The organism is Methylobacterium mesophilicum (assembly GCF_022179445.1).
In the GTDB taxonomy this organism is placed as follows: domain Bacteria; phylum Pseudomonadota; class Alphaproteobacteria; order Rhizobiales; family Beijerinckiaceae; genus Methylobacterium; species Methylobacterium mesophilicum.
On the sequence record NZ_BPQU01000008.1, the window covers coordinates 1 to 15,405 of the forward strand.

The 15,405-nt window shown below is 68.3% G+C and carries 16 protein-coding genes and 1 pseudogene; 5 read left to right on the forward strand and 12 right to left on the reverse strand.

Annotated elements, in window-relative coordinates:
- Both MFF40_RS10595 and MFF40_RS10600 read right to left on the reverse strand, forming a co-directional pair.
- A pseudogene (locus MFF40_RS10595) lies at positions 1–354 on the reverse strand (hypothetical protein); the annotation flags it as partial.
- A gap of 166 nt (positions 355–520) precedes the next feature.
- Positions 521–919 carry a hypothetical protein gene (locus MFF40_RS10600; protein ID WP_238260333.1) on the reverse strand — a complete coding sequence of 133 codons (399 nt, stop codon included), beginning with the start codon at positions 917–919 and terminating at the stop codon, positions 521–523.
- Between the two features lie 149 nt (positions 920–1,068).
- On the opposite strand from MFF40_RS10600, the gene MFF40_RS10605 reads away from it, so the two are divergent.
- From MFF40_RS10605 to MFF40_RS10620, 4 genes are all read left to right on the forward strand, one after another.
- Positions 1,069–1,473: a lysozyme inhibitor LprI family protein gene (locus tag MFF40_RS10605; RefSeq protein WP_238260334.1), complete on the forward strand. Its 405-nt coding sequence runs from the start codon at positions 1,069–1,071 to the stop codon at positions 1,471–1,473.
- Between the two features lie 107 nt (positions 1,474–1,580).
- Positions 1,581–2,117: a lysozyme inhibitor LprI family protein gene (locus MFF40_RS10610; RefSeq protein ID WP_238260336.1), complete on the forward strand. Its 537-nt coding sequence runs from the start codon at positions 1,581–1,583 to the stop codon at positions 2,115–2,117.
- Positions 2,118–2,570: 453 nt separating this feature from the next.
- Positions 2,571–3,863, forward strand: a complete 1,293-nt coding sequence (gene soxC / locus MFF40_RS10615; protein WP_238260337.1) for a sulfite dehydrogenase — start codon at positions 2,571–2,573, stop codon at positions 3,861–3,863.
- Between the two features lie 19 nt (positions 3,864–3,882).
- On the forward strand, positions 3,883–4,395 hold the full coding sequence (locus MFF40_RS10620; RefSeq protein ID WP_238260338.1) for a c-type cytochrome: 513 nt from the start codon (positions 3,883–3,885) through the stop codon (positions 4,393–4,395).
- Positions 4,396–4,430: 35 nt separating this feature from the next.
- Here MFF40_RS10620 and MFF40_RS10625 read toward each other — a convergent pair whose 3' ends face one another.
- The 9 genes from MFF40_RS10625 to MFF40_RS10665 form a co-directional block, all read right to left on the reverse strand.
- On the reverse strand, positions 4,431–5,516 hold the full coding sequence (locus MFF40_RS10625) for a YeiH family protein (protein ID WP_238260339.1): 1,086 nt from the start codon (positions 5,514–5,516) through the stop codon (positions 4,431–4,433).
- 155 nt (positions 5,517–5,671) lie between these two features.
- Positions 5,672–6,022, reverse strand: coding sequence for a SorB family sulfite dehydrogenase c-type cytochrome subunit (gene sorB / locus MFF40_RS10630; RefSeq protein WP_238260340.1), 351 nt, complete (start codon positions 6,020–6,022; stop codon positions 5,672–5,674).
- Positions 6,023–6,033: 11 nt separating this feature from the next.
- The gene (sorA, locus tag MFF40_RS10635) at positions 6,034–7,248 is read right to left on the reverse strand and encodes a SorA family sulfite dehydrogenase catalytic subunit (protein ID WP_238260341.1); all 1,215 of its coding nucleotides are present in this window, start codon (positions 7,246–7,248) and stop codon (positions 6,034–6,036) included.
- Between the two features lie 47 nt (positions 7,249–7,295).
- A complete protein-coding gene (locus MFF40_RS10640) occupies positions 7,296–8,183 on the reverse strand; it encodes a GntR family transcriptional regulator (RefSeq protein ID WP_238260342.1) in 888 nt (295 codons plus the stop codon).
- Complete coding sequence (locus MFF40_RS10645; protein ID WP_238260343.1) at positions 8,180–9,175, reverse strand: Ldh family oxidoreductase; 996 nt, start codon at positions 9,173–9,175, stop codon at positions 8,180–8,182. Before MFF40_RS10645 ends, MFF40_RS10640 begins: the two co-directional genes overlap by 4 nt.
- Positions 9,172–10,119 carry a hydroxyacid dehydrogenase gene (locus MFF40_RS10650; RefSeq protein ID WP_238260478.1) on the reverse strand — a complete coding sequence of 316 codons (948 nt, stop codon included), beginning with the start codon at positions 10,117–10,119 and terminating at the stop codon, positions 9,172–9,174. The genes MFF40_RS10645 and MFF40_RS10650 overlap by 4 nt, the downstream gene beginning before the upstream one ends.
- A 60-nt stretch (positions 10,120–10,179) precedes the next feature.
- Positions 10,180–11,565 (reverse strand): C4-dicarboxylate transporter DctA, encoded by a 1,386-nt coding sequence (gene dctA, locus MFF40_RS10655; RefSeq protein WP_238260345.1) that lies wholly within the window; start codon positions 11,563–11,565, stop codon positions 10,180–10,182.
- A gap of 152 nt (positions 11,566–11,717) precedes the next feature.
- Positions 11,718–12,998, reverse strand: a complete 1,281-nt coding sequence (locus tag MFF40_RS10660; protein WP_415623788.1) for a UxaA family hydrolase — start codon at positions 12,996–12,998, stop codon at positions 11,718–11,720.
- A gap of 7 nt (positions 12,999–13,005) precedes the next feature.
- Positions 13,006–13,323, reverse strand: coding sequence for a UxaA family hydrolase (locus MFF40_RS10665; RefSeq protein ID WP_238260347.1), 318 nt, complete (start codon positions 13,321–13,323; stop codon positions 13,006–13,008).
- 283 nt (positions 13,324–13,606) lie between these two features.
- Between MFF40_RS10665 and MFF40_RS10670 the strand changes: the two genes are divergently transcribed.
- Positions 13,607–14,350: a sulfite exporter TauE/SafE family protein gene (locus MFF40_RS10670; RefSeq protein ID WP_238260349.1), complete on the forward strand. Its 744-nt coding sequence runs from the start codon at positions 13,607–13,609 to the stop codon at positions 14,348–14,350.
- Positions 14,351–14,366: 16 nt separating this feature from the next.
- On the opposite strand, the gene MFF40_RS10675 is transcribed toward MFF40_RS10670, so the two are convergent.
- Entirely contained in the window at positions 14,367–15,383 is a 1,017-nt protein-coding gene (locus tag MFF40_RS10675) for an ABC transporter substrate-binding protein (protein WP_238260351.1), read from the reverse strand.
- Between the last annotated feature and the right edge of the window lie 22 nt (positions 15,384–15,405).

The window sequence follows — 15,405 nt, forward strand, 5'->3', positions numbered from 1 at the left end:
AACGGTATCGGCCCCCCGGGGTGACAGGATCAGCGCTCGGTCGAGCAGGGTGACGCCGCGCGAACCGCCGCCGAGGGGCCGGTAACAGGCCTCGGTCGCGCAGAGCAGCACGCGGGGGGACGACCGCAGGTCGCCGTAGAACTCGCGTACCTGGGCGCGCGCCGTCTCGATTGTCGCCTTGGCAGCGGCGCGACGGTCCGGGGACATGTCACCCTCGACGTAAACGCCGTCGCCCAGATCGGTGAAACCGTAGCAGGACGGGCAACCCGCGGTGGCTGCGGCCGGGTAGGTAAAATGGAGGACTGCGGTCGCGGCGGCTCCCACGATGACGAGCAGAGCGATGATTCTCTTCATCGGTTCCCCTCCCCCGTTGCGGGCAGCAAGGACTGCCGGAAGGCACAGAAGTCGATCCTGCCGCGGCGCCATCTCTCGCGCCAGCCTAGCGACGGTCTCAGCCAGAAGGGGCTCACGGTGAAGTGATCCGGCCTGTCGCCATCGCCCGACCTGCCGGCCAGCTCATTCAACGTTGACCGGCAACGCCTCTGACGGCGAGTTGCCAGTAGACCGCCCCGCCCACCGCCCCGGCGGCCGCGGCTTGCACCAGGTGATCGACCGTGACGGGCAACAGGCGCCCCAGGACGAGACCGATGGCGGCACCGCAGGCCATGTGGATGGCCGGGTGGCGCAGGCCCAACCGGACCGAGACGGCCAGGCACAAGAGGAAGCCCGGCATCGCGAAGACCGTCACGAACAACGTGGCCATGACGAAAGTGATTGCGACCGAGCCCCAGTCGGATGGGAACACTGGCTCGGCGACGGTTGGGGGTGAAGGCTCGACCAGCGCGGCGGACGCTCCCGCCAGCATCAAGACCGTTATCGCCGCCGCCACGGCGGCGAGGTAGCCGCCGAGCACCCGCACGACCGGGTCTCGGCGTTGGTCTGTCGTGGCTCGGTTCGGCGTCGTAGCCTCCCAAGGTGAGTTCTTGGGCGACGTTAGCGCGCCATGTTACCACAGGCAAAGTCTCGGGCACGGCCGCGATGATGGTTCTGTCCGCAAGGAGCCTCGCAATGAAGCAGGCATGCCTCGCTGTCCTGATGCTCTGGTCGACGGCGGCGGCGGCGGAGGTGCCGACGCTCTGCGCGGACGCGCCGAACCAGATCGAGGGGACGCTATGCGCCAAGCGCAAGTTGGACGATGCCGAGGTCGGCCTCGCGAAGGTACAGGATGCCCTGCAGGCCAAGCTCGACCCGAACGGGCGGCGCAACCTCGACATTGCGCAGAAGGCATGGCGGCGCTTCCGCGACCTCGAATGCCAGCTTGAGACCGGCTACGACGCTGAGCACCCCGATAGGAACGGCTCGATCATGCCCATGCTCATCGAGGAATGCGAGACCGCCATGACCGAGCGCCGGACCCGCGACCTGACGGACCAGTTGGCTTGCCCGGGCGGGGACATGTCATGCGAGCGGTAAGCGTCCTGCGGCACTCGGCGACCTACCTCGGGGCATCCGCGGCATTCGCTATCGTGGCGCCGGCTGCCTACGCGGCAAGCTTTGACTGCGCCAAGGCGTCGACTGGAATGGAGCGCCTCGTCTGCGAGGATGCCGCCCTCGGTGCCCGGGACGAGATCATGGCGAGGCTTTACGCGGCCGCCCTGAAGGCCGGCAAGCGCGATGGGGTCGAGGCGCGGCAGCGAAAGTGGCTGAGGACCGCTCAGATCTGCAACGCCTCAGTCTGCCTGGCCGAGGCCTACGACAGGCGGAACGCCGAACTACAACGGTCCGAGGGAGGGACCATCGTCGGCACGGACTTCTTCAGCGAGGAGCCCAAGGGCAACCACGCGACCCTCAGCGTCGTGGGGCCGGTCCACGGCTTCGCCAGCGTGTCCCTTTCTTCGACGTACATCGGGGCCGGCGGCGAGGAGGCGGGCGATGTGTTCGCCATCGGGACTGACGCCTTGTTGGACCTCCGGGAAGGGCGCGCCACCTTCTCCGATGGCCCCTGCAGGCTGGCCTTTGCGCCGCTGAATGCGGACCGTTGGGAGGTCACCCAGTCCGGCACCTGCGAACTGCCCGGCGGCACGGTATTCGCCGGCGTCTACCGTCGCCTGCCTTGACAGGACCGCGACCGGCCGCCGGTCGCCATTGCGCTCGCGACACCTGACAATCATCGGCGGACAGGCGGTCGATGATGGAAGACGCACCAGCGTGGACGCTCATCAAGGCAGGGCGGGTTCGCTAAGCGTCCGTCCGCCTGCGCCCGGCACGTCCGCTTATGAAAAGAGCCCTGAACTCGTTCTACGTCTGGCTCGGGTCGATGACGGCCAGTCCGCACTGCATTGGATCGGGCGGCGACGCTGGCGTCACGTGTCTCGCTGGCGTCGGCGACCGGGTAGTACGGAGTTACGCGTTAGCGATGGGTCGAAGCCGAACTGCAGCCAAGTGATCAATTAAGGCGTTTCGTTTCGGCGATGTCACCCGGAGGACTGGCTTGGGGATGACTCAGTCGGATTGGCGGAACTACAATCTCGCGTCCGACCACGGCCCCAATCCAGCTGAGGAGATACAGGGTGAGCGGAACAGACTCCGATGCCGAAACGGTCCGAGACATCGAGGCGGTTGCGCCGACGTCGCGCCGGCGGTTCCTTGCACGAGGATCCGCTCTCATCTACGGCGGCGTCGTTGCCGAATTTGCAGCTAGCCCGGCCTCCGCGAACGGGCCGCCAAGCGTGCCGCCTTGGATGAAGGTACCGGGCGCAGATACAGGGGCGCATCCTTACGGAACGCCGTCGCCGTTCGAGGCGCACGTCGTCAAGAACATCCCGAAGACCCTGCAGCAGTCAATATCGGCCTCGGTACGCACGCCGCTGCAGGAACTCGACGGGATCATCACGCCCAACGGCCTGTTCTATGAGCGCAACCATGGCGGCGTCCCCGAGATCGACCCGACCCAGCATCGACTGATGATCCACGGCCTGGTCGAGCGGCCCCTGATACTCTCGATGGACGACATCCGCCGCTTCCCGAGCCTGTCGCAGATCCATTTCATCGAGTGCTCGGGAAACCCCGACTTTAAGGCGGTGCATGCGGGCCGAACGGCATCGGACCTCGTCGGGCTGTTGAGCTGTGCCGAATGGACGGGCGTTCAGCTCAGGACGGTGCTCGAGGAGGCCGGGCTCAAGCCCGGTGCCAAGTGGGTGATCGCCGAGGGTGCCGATGCGGCCGCGCTGACCCGCAGCATTCCGATCGAGAAATGCCTCGACGACGCGCTGCTCGTCTACAGCCAGAACGGCGAGCGCCTCCGCCCGCAGCAGGGCTACCCGTTGCGCGTGCTGCTGCCAGGCTTCGAGGGCAACATGAACGTGAAGTGGCTGCGCCGCCTCAACGTCACGGACGAGCCGGCCTATTCCCGCGAGGAGACCGCGAAGTACACCGACTTGATGCCGGACGGGACCGCGCGGCAGTTCACCTTTATGATGGAGGCGAAATCGGTGATCACGCGGCCGTCGGGCACGCAGCGGATCGAGCCCGGCTTCAACGAGATCACGGGGATCGCCTGGAGCGGGCGCGGGAAGATCGCCCGGGTCGAGGTCTCGGTCGACGACGGCAGGACCTGGCAGGAGGCGCAGCTTCAGACGCCCGTCCTTGGCAAGGCGCTGACCCGGTTCCGCCTCGCCTGGACTTGGACCGGTGTGCCGACCGTCATCCAGAGCCGTGCCATCGACGAGACCGGGTACGTGCAGCCGCTTTTTGCCGAACTGGCCGAGGCCCGTGGACTAAACTCGTTCTACCACAACAACGCTGTCATCCCGTGGCGCATCGCAGGAAGCGGAGAGGTGTCGAATGGCTATGCCAAGGCTTAGCGGCGCTGCCGCCGTCCTGATGCTCGTCGGCGCCGCGAACGCCCTGGCCGCCCCAGCCTCGGCCGAAGGTCGCTACGGCCTCGGACGCGCCGCCACCGAGGCGGAGATTGCCGGCTGGAACATCGACATCGATCGTGACGGCAGGAAGCTCCCAGCGGGAAGCGGCAGCGTCGCGCGCGGCCGTGCGGTTTTCGCCGAACACTGCGCGTCCTGTCATGGCGAGAAGGGGGAGGGCGGCATCGGCGACAGGCTCGTCGGGGGACAGAGCACGCTGGCCTCTGCCAAGCCGGTGAAGACGGTCGGGAGCTTCTGGCCCTATGCGCCCACGCTGTTCGACTATGTCCGCCGTGCGATGCCGATGAACGCACCGCAATCGCTCGACGACGACAAGGTCTACGCTGTGGTCGGCTACCTGCTGAACTTGAACGGCCTCTTGTCGGACGATGCCGTTCTGGACGCCCGGACGCTTCCGGCCGTGCGGATGCCCAATCGCGACGGCTTCGTTCCCGATCCGCGGCCCGACGTGCCCTGAGGCGAGGCGGCGCGCGTATTCCCGAACGATGAGGGTCAGACGATCTTCAGGGCCCAGATCAGGGACAGGCTGACGACGAGTAGGACGACGAGCGATCCGGTGACCGCCAAGGTGACTCGGCCGCCGACCCGCGCCAGCACCCGCACGTCGACGCCGAGACCGAGTGCCGCCATCGACACCACGGTGAGGAGGCCGGCCATCCGGGTCACCGGCTGGGATGCCGCCTCCGGGACTAGCCCGGCCGAGCGCAGGCCGGCCAGGGCCAGGAAGCCGAGGATGAACCAGGGCACGATCTTGAAGAAGCCGAGGCGTCCGGGCCGGACCTTAGCCGAGGCGCCCTCCGTCGGCAGGTGCGGCGCGATGAATGAGAACGCCACCACGACGGGCCCCAGCATGAGCACGCGGACGAGCTTGACCAGGGTGCCGACCTGGGTCGCAAGGATGCCGACTGGGACCGTCGCGGCGAGCACCTGCGGCACCGCGTAGACGGTGAGGCCCGCGAGCGTCCCGTACTGGTGCTCGGACAGACCGACCAGAGGGATGAACAGAGGCAGGCCGAGCACCATCAGCACGCCCAGCACCGCCGTGAAGGCGATGGCGGCGACCACGTCTTTGCTGTCGGCCCCGATCACCGGCGCCACCGCGGCGATGGCCGAGTTGCCGCAGATGGCGTTGCCGCAGGCCACTAGAATGGCCATGCGGGGCGGCAGGCCGAGCGCCCGGCAGATGGCGTAACTAGCCACGATCGCCAGCACCACCGTGGCGACGATGCCGACAAGGAGGCTGGTGCCGGACGCAACGATGGCCCCGAGGCTGATCGAGGCGCCGAGCAGGGTGACGGCGAGTTCGAGCACCTGCTTAGCCGAGAACGCGATCCCGGCCCGGAAGCGGTCGCCTGGGCTCCACAGGGTGCGGAGCGCGATCCCCAGCAGGATCGCGATGACCAGCGCCTCGACGTACGGGTGGCCCGTAGCGCGCTCCTCAAGGGCCTGCACGGCCAGCGCCGCCACCGTGACGGCGAGGCAGACCAGGATGCCGGGCACGAGCGACACGATCCAGCTGCTGGCTGCTTCCGGCCTGCTCGCTCCGGCGGCGGCCGTCGTGATGTTTTTGGCGCTCATGCGAAGCTTTCGAAGCTCATGGTGCCTTTTCGTGATGGAGTCGGAAGAAACACCTGCTCCGGCCGCCGGCGGCGAGAGCGATGTCCGCCCCCATCACTGACATCATCTAAGATCCTTGCGCTTTTCGAATCGGGGTCCATCGTCAGTCCCAACGCCTAGTATGCCTCCGCGAGGTAATCGGCGATGACTTGGCTGTCCGCATCGCTGATCGGCGCATGATAGACTTTACGCATCTTCGTCACCTCGCTGGTCCAGAAGGCCGATCCTTTTCCGGGCGGCTGCATCGCGATGTAGTCGACCGAGTGGCAGCTCTGGCAGTTAGCCTCGGCCGCCGCGCGGCCCGCGTCGTGGCTGGGCGTGGGCCGAAGCTGCGCGGTCGGCTCCGGCAGATCGTAGCTCCGGGGCGCGGCGGCTGCGGGCAGACCAGCCAGAAAGCCGGCTCCCGCAAGCGCGGCCGCGAGGGGAAGGAACGACTTCCCTGCCGTTCTCCTTATGACCCTCGTCATCGTGATCCTCCTCATGCCGCCCGCACCCGGACGGACTCGATGACGTTGCGCATGTAGCCCGGCGGGTTCCATCGGGGCTCCATCGGCTGGGTAGCGCCGTCGTTGCCCGTGGCCTTGACCCGGATCGCGTGCCCCCCCGTGGCCAGATCGACTTCCGCGTTCCAGCGCCGGAAGGCGTAGCCGCCTAGGTCTTGCTCAAGCTTGGCCGGACTCCAGGTCCGGCCGTCGTCGGCGGAGACCTCCACCGTCTTGATGCCGGAGCCGCCGTCGAAGGCGATGCCGCGCAGGGCCACCTTGCCCGCCTTGACGTCCGCCCCGTCCGTTAGGTTCGTCACGAAGGAGCGGACGTTGAGGCGGCCGATCGGCACGGTCTTGTCCGCCGCCTTGCCAGGCTCGGTGCAGGCGCAGGCGTTGTCCGGGATGCGGTAGGCCGTCTTCATCCAAAACCCTTCGTAGGGCTTGTCGAGGACGGTGACGGCGTTGAGGTGCTTCACCCAATAGGTACCGTAATAGCCTGGCACCACGAGGCGCAGCGGAAAGCCGTTGAGCCAGGGCAGTTCCTCCCCATTCATGCTCCAGGCCAGCATCACCGCCCCGTCGCGGGCGTGGTCGAGGGTAAGCGCCTTCGCAAAGTCCGGCGTTTCCGGAAGGACCGGCCCGTCTAGCCCTTCGAAGGAGACCTGCACGGCCCCGGCCTTCACGCCTGCCTTGTCGAGAACGGTCTTCAGGGGCACGCCGACGAAGCGGGCGCAGCCCATGGCCCCGTTCGCGAGCTGGCCGCCCGCGACCCGCGGCTCGACGAAGCCGCGCGAGTTGCCCGAACACTGGTTGACCGCGACTACCTCGGTCCCGCCCATCCCCTTGAGGTCGGCGAGCGAGAGGGAGACCGGGCGCTCGACATGGCCGCCGATTTCGACGCGGAAGGCCTGAGGGTCGATCTCGGTGGGGATGTCGGCGAGATGGTAGCGCACGAAGAAGGCGTCGTTCGGGGTGATCGCGCCTTCGTCGAACACTGAGAACGGCGTTTCGAGCTGCGGCGGCCGTGCGGTCATCTGCAGAAGCGGACGCTTACCGGGATAGGCCACGAGCGGCCGCTCGCCGTTGCCGAACGGGAGTGTGACGGCCTGGCCGGCCCGGGCGGCGAAGGGCGCGAGAGATGCGCCGGAGGCCGCGAGCAGCCCGGCTCCGGCCTGCCTTAGGAGCGTTCTGCGATCGATATTGGTCATCCCGGCATGTCCCCGTCCGGCTGAAGGCGCCTGCAGCGTCCGCGCGGTCATCGCAGGACGGAGGCGTAGTGAATGTCTTCGGTGAGACACGTCGACAGCCGCCACTCCACAGGGCGATCCTCTAGATCGACGGCGATGCGGTCGACCTCAAGCACCGGTGTCCCCGCCGGTTTGCCCAGCAGCTCCGCCTTGTCTGGGTCGAGCGGAATCGCCTTTAGGCGCTCGTGCGCGGTGGCGATGGTGATCCCGAACCGGGTTGCGTAGAGGCTGTAGAGCGTGTTCGGGAGCTCCATCGCCGCTAGTCCGGGAAACAGGCTCGACGGAACCGCGATCGTCTCGAACAGGCAGACGCGTCCGTCGAGGGCGCGCACCCGATCCAGCCGCACCACGCGCGTGTTGCGCAAGAGGGCAAGACGGTCGCGCTCGTCGACGGTGGCGGCGGTCTCTGCGATCGAGACGACCCGGCTCGTCGGCGTGCCGGCCACCGCCCCGTCGGGGCGCAGCTTGAAGAAGCGGAAGACGCTCTGCACGTCGTCGTGCTCGGCCACGAAAGTACCGCGCCCCTGGCGGCGCACCAGCAAGCTGTCGGCGGTGAGAGCGTCGAGGGCCTTCCGGACCGTCCCCTGGCTGACTCCGAGTTCCGCCGCGAGCACCCCCTCGCTCGGGAGGATCTGGCCGGGCTGCCAGACCGCGTCGGCAAGGCGGCGCAGGAGCGTGTCGTAGACTTGCCTGTAGAGCGGCCGGAAGCCCACCGCCTGACCACCCGTACGTTCCATGTCGGCGCGCCCTCGATCCCCGGGCGTGGGAGGAAGGAGGGAGAGCTTTCCCAGCACGGTGTCCCGTCCTTCGTTAAGGCCGAGCCTCGCTCCGGGCAATCGCTCGATCCGGAGGGCCGGCGGCCGGGGGCGGGACCCGTCCGGGATGATGGTCTTCATCGACCGAGCGCCTCGATCTCGGCCACAAGGGCGTCCGGGACGGCGAGGCCCTCGGCTTCAGCCCGGACCCGGAGGGCGAGGCGGCGCGCACCGGGCAGGCGGGCTCCGTCCTGGGCTTCTATGGAACCGGCAAGGTCCGCGAACCGCGCCAGCGCCCCTGGCCCGAAGGCATCCGCCGCGAACGCGATGAAGAGTTGACCGGTGCCCGGAGGATCGCCCTCGGCGTCGAGGAACGAGCTCGCCTCACTGGCGAACCGCCCCCCGGTCAGGCCGGCGGCGAGGAGTTCCACCATAAGGGCGAGCGCCGTGCCCTTGGCGTCGCCGAGCGGCACCATGGTGCCTTTGAGGGCCGCAGCTGGGTCGGTGGTCGGTTGCCCAGCGGCATCGAGGGCCCAGCCCTCGGGAATCGCCTCGCCGCGCTGGCGGGCGGCCATGATCGCGCCACGCGCCACCTTCGAAAGGGACAGGTCGACGACGATGGGGGCTCGGCTCGGGAGGGGGCAGGCGAAGGCGAGGGGGTTCGTCCCGAACACCGCCCGCGACCCTCCCCAGGGGGCCATGGCGGCGGGGGTGTTGGCCAGCAGGATCGCCACGAGCCCGGCCTCAGCCAGGGCCTCGACAGGCCGGCCGGCCGCGCCGCAATGGTGCGAGCGGCGAATGCCGGCCGCCGCAACGCCCTGCTCCCGGACGATCGCCGGAAGTTGCTCCATTACCGCGTCGAGGGCCGGATAGGCGAAGCCATGGGCGGCGTCGATGGCGAGCAACCCGGGCCGGGGTCGCGTCACTGCGACTGTGGCGTCGCCCACCACTTTGCCGGCCTGGACCTGGGCCGCGTAGGAGGCCACCCGCGAGAGCCCGTGGCCCTTCAACCCGTCGGCCTCGGCGCCGACGAGGGCGCGGGCGACGCTCTGCGCGGCAGGTGCCCGCGTTCCGCAGCGGCACAAGGCTTCTGCGACGAGCGTGTGGGCGGCGGCGAGGCTTAAGGTGGTCATGGTCGACCCTCGGAGAGGTGGCGGCGCACGGCCTGAGCGGTCACGCGCGAGACACGCACGTTCGATTCCTGCGTCACGCCCGCGATGTGCGGCGTCAGGATGAGGTTGGGCAGATCCCGGAAGGCCGCGCCTGCGGCGGCGTCGAGGGGCTCCTGCTGAAAGACGTCAAGGGCGGCACCGCCGAGATGCCCGGACCGCAACGCGTCCACCACGGCCGCGCCATCCACTACCTCGCCCCGCGCGGCATTGATCAGCACCGCCCCGGCCGGCATTCGGGCGATGGTGCCCGCATCGATCATCCCGCGAGTCTCGGTTGTCAGCGGCACATGCAGCGACAGGACGTCAGCGCCGGCGACGAGCGCCTCGAGATCGACTCGCGCCACCGCACCGCCATCCGGCCGCCAGGCCGGGTCGTCGGCCGGCAGGAAGGGGTCGTGGGCCGTGACCCGCATCCCGAGGGCGAGAGCGCGGCGGGCGGTCTCGCGAGCAATGGCGCCGAACCCGACGAGGCCGAGGCGCTTGCCCGCGATCTCCCGGCCCATCAGCGCGTTGCGCGGCCAAGTCCCGGCCGCCACCGCGGCCGTGGCGCCGTAGGCGCCGCGCAGGAGCATCATCGCAGTGCCGATCACGTACTCGGCCACCGCGACGTCGTTGGCGCCGGTGGCGGGGTAGACCGCGATACCGCGGTTTCGGCAGGCGTCGAGGTCGATGTTGTCGAGGCCGACGCCGAGACGTCCGACCGCCTTGAGATCGGGCGCGGCGGCCAGCAGTGCCGCGTTCACCTGGGTGCGGTTGCGGACCACGAGTGCGTCCGCATCGGCCAGCGCCTCACGCAGGTCGCTCGGCCGGTCGACCAGGCCCGGGTCGTAGAGCGTCGCGAACGCACCGAGCTCGGCTGCGATGGCAGCCTCGTCCATGAATTCGCTGATCACGACCTTCGGCACGCGGCCCGTCGGGGTATCTGATGTCGGCATGGCACTGGGACTCTGATTGGGCACTGGGGTTCAGGTGGCCGCAACCCCGGCGGGCATCGCCCCGTGAGAGACAGGTTTCGAGGCGGCTCTCGGGGGTGCCGGTTCGTCGATCACCTCGTCCGGCTCGTCGAGGCTGTCGAGGTCGGGCTGGATGCGTCCGTCCAGGACGGCACGGGCGTGGGCGAGGTCGATCTTGCCCTCCCAGCGGGCGATCACCAGGGTCGCCACCATGTTGCCGACGGCATTGGTGATCGCCCGCAACTCGTTGAGGATGCGGTCGACGCCGATGATCAGCGCGATGCCGGCGACCGGCAGGAGCTGGGAGGCCTGGAGCGTCGCGGCGAGCACGAACAGGATGGCGCCGGCGACGCCCGCGACCCCCTTCGATGTCACCAGCGCGATGGCCAGGATCCCGAGTTCCTGCTCCCAGGTGAGCGGGATGTTCAGGGCCTGTGCGATGAAGCCGATCGCCATGGTCAGGTAGATGCACGACCCGTCCATGTTGAAGGACAGGCCGGCCGGCATCACCAGGCCGGTGACGCCCTTCTCGACGGACAGGCCTCCGAGCTTGGCCATCAGGCGCGGCAGGACCGATTCCGTGCTCGTCGTGCCGAGCAGGATGAACATCTCCTCGCGGACGTAGAGGATCAGCTTCCACAGGCTCAGGCCCACGTAGAACCGCATCACGCTGCCGAGGAACAGCACGATGAACACGAAGAACGTCAGATAAAGCGATACGATCAGCAGCCCGTACTGGGCGAGGATGCCAAGGCCGAACTTGCCGATGGTGAAGGCCATGGCCCCGAACGCCCCGATGGGCGCGAAGCGCATGATGATGCCGACGACCTTCATCAGGATATCGCCGAAGGCATGGATCACCTTCAGGGGAAACTGTCCCTTCGGCCCCATCGCGGCGAGGCCCATCCCCACGAGCACGGAGAAGAACATCACCTGCAGGAGGTCGCCTTTGGCGAAGGCGTCGACGGCGCTGTGCGGGATGATGTTGGCGATGATCTCCATCACGCTCTGGGCGTGGGCCTTGCCGGCGATCGTGGCGACGCTCTTGGCGTCCAGGCTCTCCACCGTGGCGTTGATGCCGTCGCCCGGCCGCAGCAGGTTGACGAAGAGCAGGCCGGCGCCGAGCGCGACGGTGGTCGAGACCTCGAAGTAGACGAGCGTCTTGAGGCCCATGCGGCCGACGCTCTTCATGTCCCCGACATGGGCGATGCCGACCACCACGGTGCAGAAGATCACCGGTCCGACGACCATCTTGATCAGGTTGATGAACATGTCGCCGAGGATCTTCAGGCCGACGGCGAACTCGGGAGCCAGCACGCCCACGACGATGCCGAGGGCGATGCCGATCAGGACCTGACCGTAGATCGATCGCAGAAACCTCGATCCCGAACTTCTCATGCGTGTTCCTCCCACAGGACCTTCGAACGGGATGTGCCGCATCGCTGTCGCGCGGTCTTCATCCCTTGGCGAACCTCGCCTTCGCGAAACCCCGATGGCGTCGGGGTGGGGCGCCGCGTTCCGAAAAGGAACGCGGCGGGAGGGCGCGCCCGTCAGGCGCTCCGGTACAGCTTCGTCATCACGAACTCGCGGTGGCCGAGGGATTCGGCGGCCGTGAGACGTCCGTTCGCGGTGCGGACCACCATGTCGATGAGCGCGTCGCCCGCCTGCGGGATGGTCATCTCCCGGGTGAGCACGCCCGAGACGTCGACGTCGATGTGCTCGCCCATGGTGCGCACCGTGCGCGGGTTGCCGGTGATCTTGATCACCGGGACGATCGGGTTGCCGATGACGTTGCCCTGGCCGGTCGGGAAGGTGTGGACCACGTAGCCCGCCGCCGCCATCAGGGTCACGCACTCGGCCGCCGCCGAGGAGGTGTCCATGTAGTACAGGCCCGGCCCCTTGGCGGGGGACTCGGCCGGCTGCAGCGCGTCGATGTAGCGGCAGTCGTGGCCGATCTTCTCGAGGTTGCCAAGCGCCTTCTCCTCGATGGTGCTCAGGCCGCCGAGGATGTTGCCCTTCGTCGGCTGGGAATCCGAGAGGTCGTCGGTCTTGTGGGCCTCGATGACGTCGTCCTGGTAGGACTTCCACATGGTGAACCACTTGTCGCCGATCTCCGGCGTGGCGGCGCGCTCGCGGCAGAGGTGCTCGGCCCCGGTGATCTCCGAGGTCTCGCCGAACACGCCGTAGATCCCCTGCGGGATCAGCTTGTCGTAGAGGTTGCCCACGGTAGGGCAGGAGGACAGGCCGGTGGTGGTGTCGGACTCGCCGCACTTGGTCGAGATCCACAGGTCCGCGATCGGGCATTCCTCGCGGGGCAGCTCGGTCGCCCACTGCACGAAGCGCTTGGCCTGGTAGCTCGCCTTGGCGATGGTGGCGATGTCGCCGTGGCCCTCGATGCCGAAGCCGACCACGGGCTTGCCGGTCTTGGCGATGCCCTCGACGATCCGGTTGGTCCACTGGTCCTCGATGCCGATGACCACCACGGCCGCGACGTTCGGGTTCGAGCCGATGCCGATCAGGGTGCGGAAATGGAGGTCGAGATCCTCGCCGAACTGCAGCCGACCGTAGGCGTGGGGCAGGGCCATCGTGCCCTTGACGTTGTTGGCGACCGCCTCGCAGGCGGCGTTCGAGAGGTCGTCGAGCGGCAGGAGGACGACGTGGTTGCGCACGCCGACGCGGCCGTTCTCGCGGCGCCAGCCCATGAAGGTGGCGGCCCTGACGTCCGCCGAGGGACGGGCGGCGCCGAGGGCTCCGGTCGCGAACTGGTCGGGGGCTCCGCCGACGAAGGGGGAGGTGGTCTCGGGGGCGTTCATGATGGTCTCTCCGGGCATCGCGACCTCACCAGCGCTTCGTCTTGAGGTTCTGGACGTGGACGTGTTCGCCCTTGGCGACGTCCTTGATGATCTTGCCGATATCCTGGCCGTACTTGATGGCCGTATCGCCGGCCTTCAGGTCGGCGAGCGCCACCTTGTGGCCGATCGGGATGTCGTGGCGGACATGCACCGCGAAGGTCGAGTCGTTCTCGGTGATGACGCCGAACGCGTCGGTGTCGGCACCCAGGCCCTCGATGACGGCGACGGCGACGTTGTCCAGCGGGCTGTGGGCGAGAAGGTGCGGCTTCGTCCGCCCCCCGCTCGATCCGGCGTGGCTGCTCATTCCGGGATCCTCCTTGGTGAAGCCGTCGACTCTTTGCGGCGACTGAGTCTTCTATAAGACATCATAATTTACGCAGTCAATCGCGGTTCGTTGCCGAAATCCCTGCCTGGCTCGTCAAACGCACCTTCGCTCTCTTGAGAAAGACCATCAAGACGCCAAAGCGGGTCGTACCGAAGCGGGTTGATCCGTCATCGATCTTATATAAGACAGATAGGGTTCGCGACGTGCATCCGGCCCACGCCAGAGAACCCGGCCCCACAATCCCCGGAGACCGAGACGCATCGTGAGCGAAACCCTCCAGATCGTCCTGTGCCTGAGCTGCGCCGGCCTCATCTCCGGGCTGACGGGCTTCGCCTTCGCCCTGGTGGCCTCCGGCACCCTGCTCTCGATCCGGGCTCCCATCGAGGCGACGGCGCTTGTGCTGACCTGCAGCATCCTCTCGCAGGCGCTGTCGGTGATGCGGCTGCGGACCCTGCCGCCGCGCGCGACGGCACTGGCGATGATCGGTCCCGGCCTCCTCGGTGCACCGATCGGGATCTACCTCCTCAAGGACCTCAATCCCGAGGTGGTGAAGGTGATGATCGGTGTCTTCCTGATCCTCTACAGCGCCGTGGTGGCGCTGCTGCGCACGGACTACCGGGTGGCGTTCGGCAATGCCTGGAGCGACGGCGCTGTGGGCTTTCTCGGCGGCATCCTCGGCGGCATCGCCGGGCTGTCGGGCGCGCTTCCCACCGCCTGGAGCCTGGTGCGCGGCTGGGAGCCCCGTATGCAGCGCGCGGTCTACCAGAGCTTCACCCTTGTCCTGCAGGTCTGGTCCCTGACGATCCTGGCCGCGTTCAATCCGTTCCCGCCCGAGTTGATGGCCGATCTCGCCCTCGGCCTCCCGATCGTCCTCGTGAGCGTTCTGGCCGGGCTGTCGCTGTTTTCCCGTATCGACCAGCGCCGGTTCCGGTCCATCGTCCTGGCGCTGCTCGCCGCCATCGGCTTCACCACCACCGCCCTGGCGCTCCCGGGCCTGCTACACTGAGCCCCCGGGCGAGGCCTCAGCTGCCGGACTTGCCGTGGACGTTGGCGAAGAACAGCTCCCGCCAGTCCCGGGCCCCGCGGCGGATCGCCTTGGTGCGGGCCATGAAGTCGACGTAGTGCAGGATCGCCTGGGGCGTCGTCGTGAAGGTGACCTGGGGCGAGGCCAGGATCGACGCGATAAGGCCGATGTCTGAGCCGTCGCGGGCGAGGCGCGCATAGGCCTGGGCGGCGGCCCGGGGGTCGCCCGCGATCGACGCGACCGCCTCCTCGAGGGCCGCCGTGAAGGCGGCGTGGACGGTGGGATTGGCCTCCACGAAGGCGGCGGAGGCCCAGACCACGTTGAAGGTCGAGGGACCGCCGAGCACGTCGAAGGTGTTGAGGATCGTGCGGATGCCGGGCTTGCGCAGCTCCAGCTCCTGGATCGGTGCGGCGGTGAAATGCGCGCTCACCTCCTGGCCCGACAGGAGGGCCGCCATGCCGTCCGGGTGCGACAGGGTCACGGTCAAGCGGTCGAGATCGTTCCGCCGCGCCTCGCCGAGTTCCTTCTCGGCCGCCATCTGCAAGAACATGGCCTGGACCGAGACCTTCACGGCCGGCAGGGCGATCTTGTCCCGGTCGGTGAAGTCGGCGAGCGACCGGATGCGCTCCGCATTGGTATTCATGAGGAGCGGCATGGCGTTCATCGCCGCCACCCCCTTCACCGCCATGCCGGTTCCCTCGGTCTTGGACCAGAGCAGGACGAGGGGCGGCACGCCGCCGGCCACGAACTGGACCGAGCCGGACAGGAGTGCGTCGTTCATCGCGGCCCCGCCCGCCAGGGTGATGTAGCGCGTGCCGAGCCCGGACAGGCCCCGCGCCGCGGCGTGCTTCTGGAGCAGGCCCTGCTCCTCCATGAGCATCAGCGGCAGGTGCCCCAGGCTCGGCTGGCGCGCGATGCTGACCGCCTGCATCTCGGCCTGCGCCGGCCGCAGCCCCGCAAGGAGGGGCAGTCCCGCACCGAGCAGTCCCCGGGCCAGTACGTCGCGTCGGCGCATGTGAACCTCACTGGGTCGGAGC

Bases quoted from the DNA above. Each gene is read 5' to 3' on its own strand.
- MFF40_RS10620 (WP_238260338.1), top strand. From the start codon at position 3,883: ATGCTCGTCGGCGCCGCGAACGCCCTGGCCGCCCCAGCCTCGGCCGAA.
- MFF40_RS10625 (WP_238260339.1), bottom strand. From the start codon at position 5,516: ATGAGCGCCAAAAACATCACGACGGCCGCCGCCGGAGCGAGCAGGCCG.
- MFF40_RS10645 (WP_238260343.1), bottom strand. From the start codon at position 9,175: ATGACCACCTTAAGCCTCGCCGCCGCCCACACGCTCGTCGCAGAAGCC.
- MFF40_RS10660 (WP_415623788.1), bottom strand. From the start codon at position 12,998: ATGCCCGGAGAGACCATCATGAACGCCCCCGAGACCACCTCCCCCTTC.
- sorB (WP_238260340.1), bottom strand. From the start codon at position 6,022: ATGACGAGGGTCATAAGGAGAACGGCAGGGAAGTCGTTCCTTCCCCTC.
- MFF40_RS10675 (WP_238260351.1), bottom strand. From the start codon at position 15,383: ATGCGCCGACGCGACGTACTGGCCCGGGGACTGCTCGGTGCGGGACTG.
- MFF40_RS10610 (WP_238260336.1), top strand. From the start codon at position 1,581: ATGGAGCGCCTCGTCTGCGAGGATGCCGCCCTCGGTGCCCGGGACGAG.
- MFF40_RS10640 (WP_238260342.1), bottom strand. From the start codon at position 8,183: ATGAAGACCATCATCCCGGACGGGTCCCGCCCCCGGCCGCCGGCCCTC.
- dctA (WP_238260345.1), bottom strand. From the start codon at position 11,565: ATGAGAAGTTCGGGATCGAGGTTTCTGCGATCGATCTACGGTCAGGTC.
- sorA (WP_238260341.1), bottom strand. From the start codon at position 7,248: ATGACCAATATCGATCGCAGAACGCTCCTAAGGCAGGCCGGAGCCGGG.
- MFF40_RS10605 (WP_238260334.1), top strand. From the start codon at position 1,069: ATGAAGCAGGCATGCCTCGCTGTCCTGATGCTCTGGTCGACGGCGGCG.
- MFF40_RS10665 (WP_238260347.1), bottom strand. From the start codon at position 13,323: ATGAGCAGCCACGCCGGATCGAGCGGGGGGCGGACGAAGCCGCACCTT.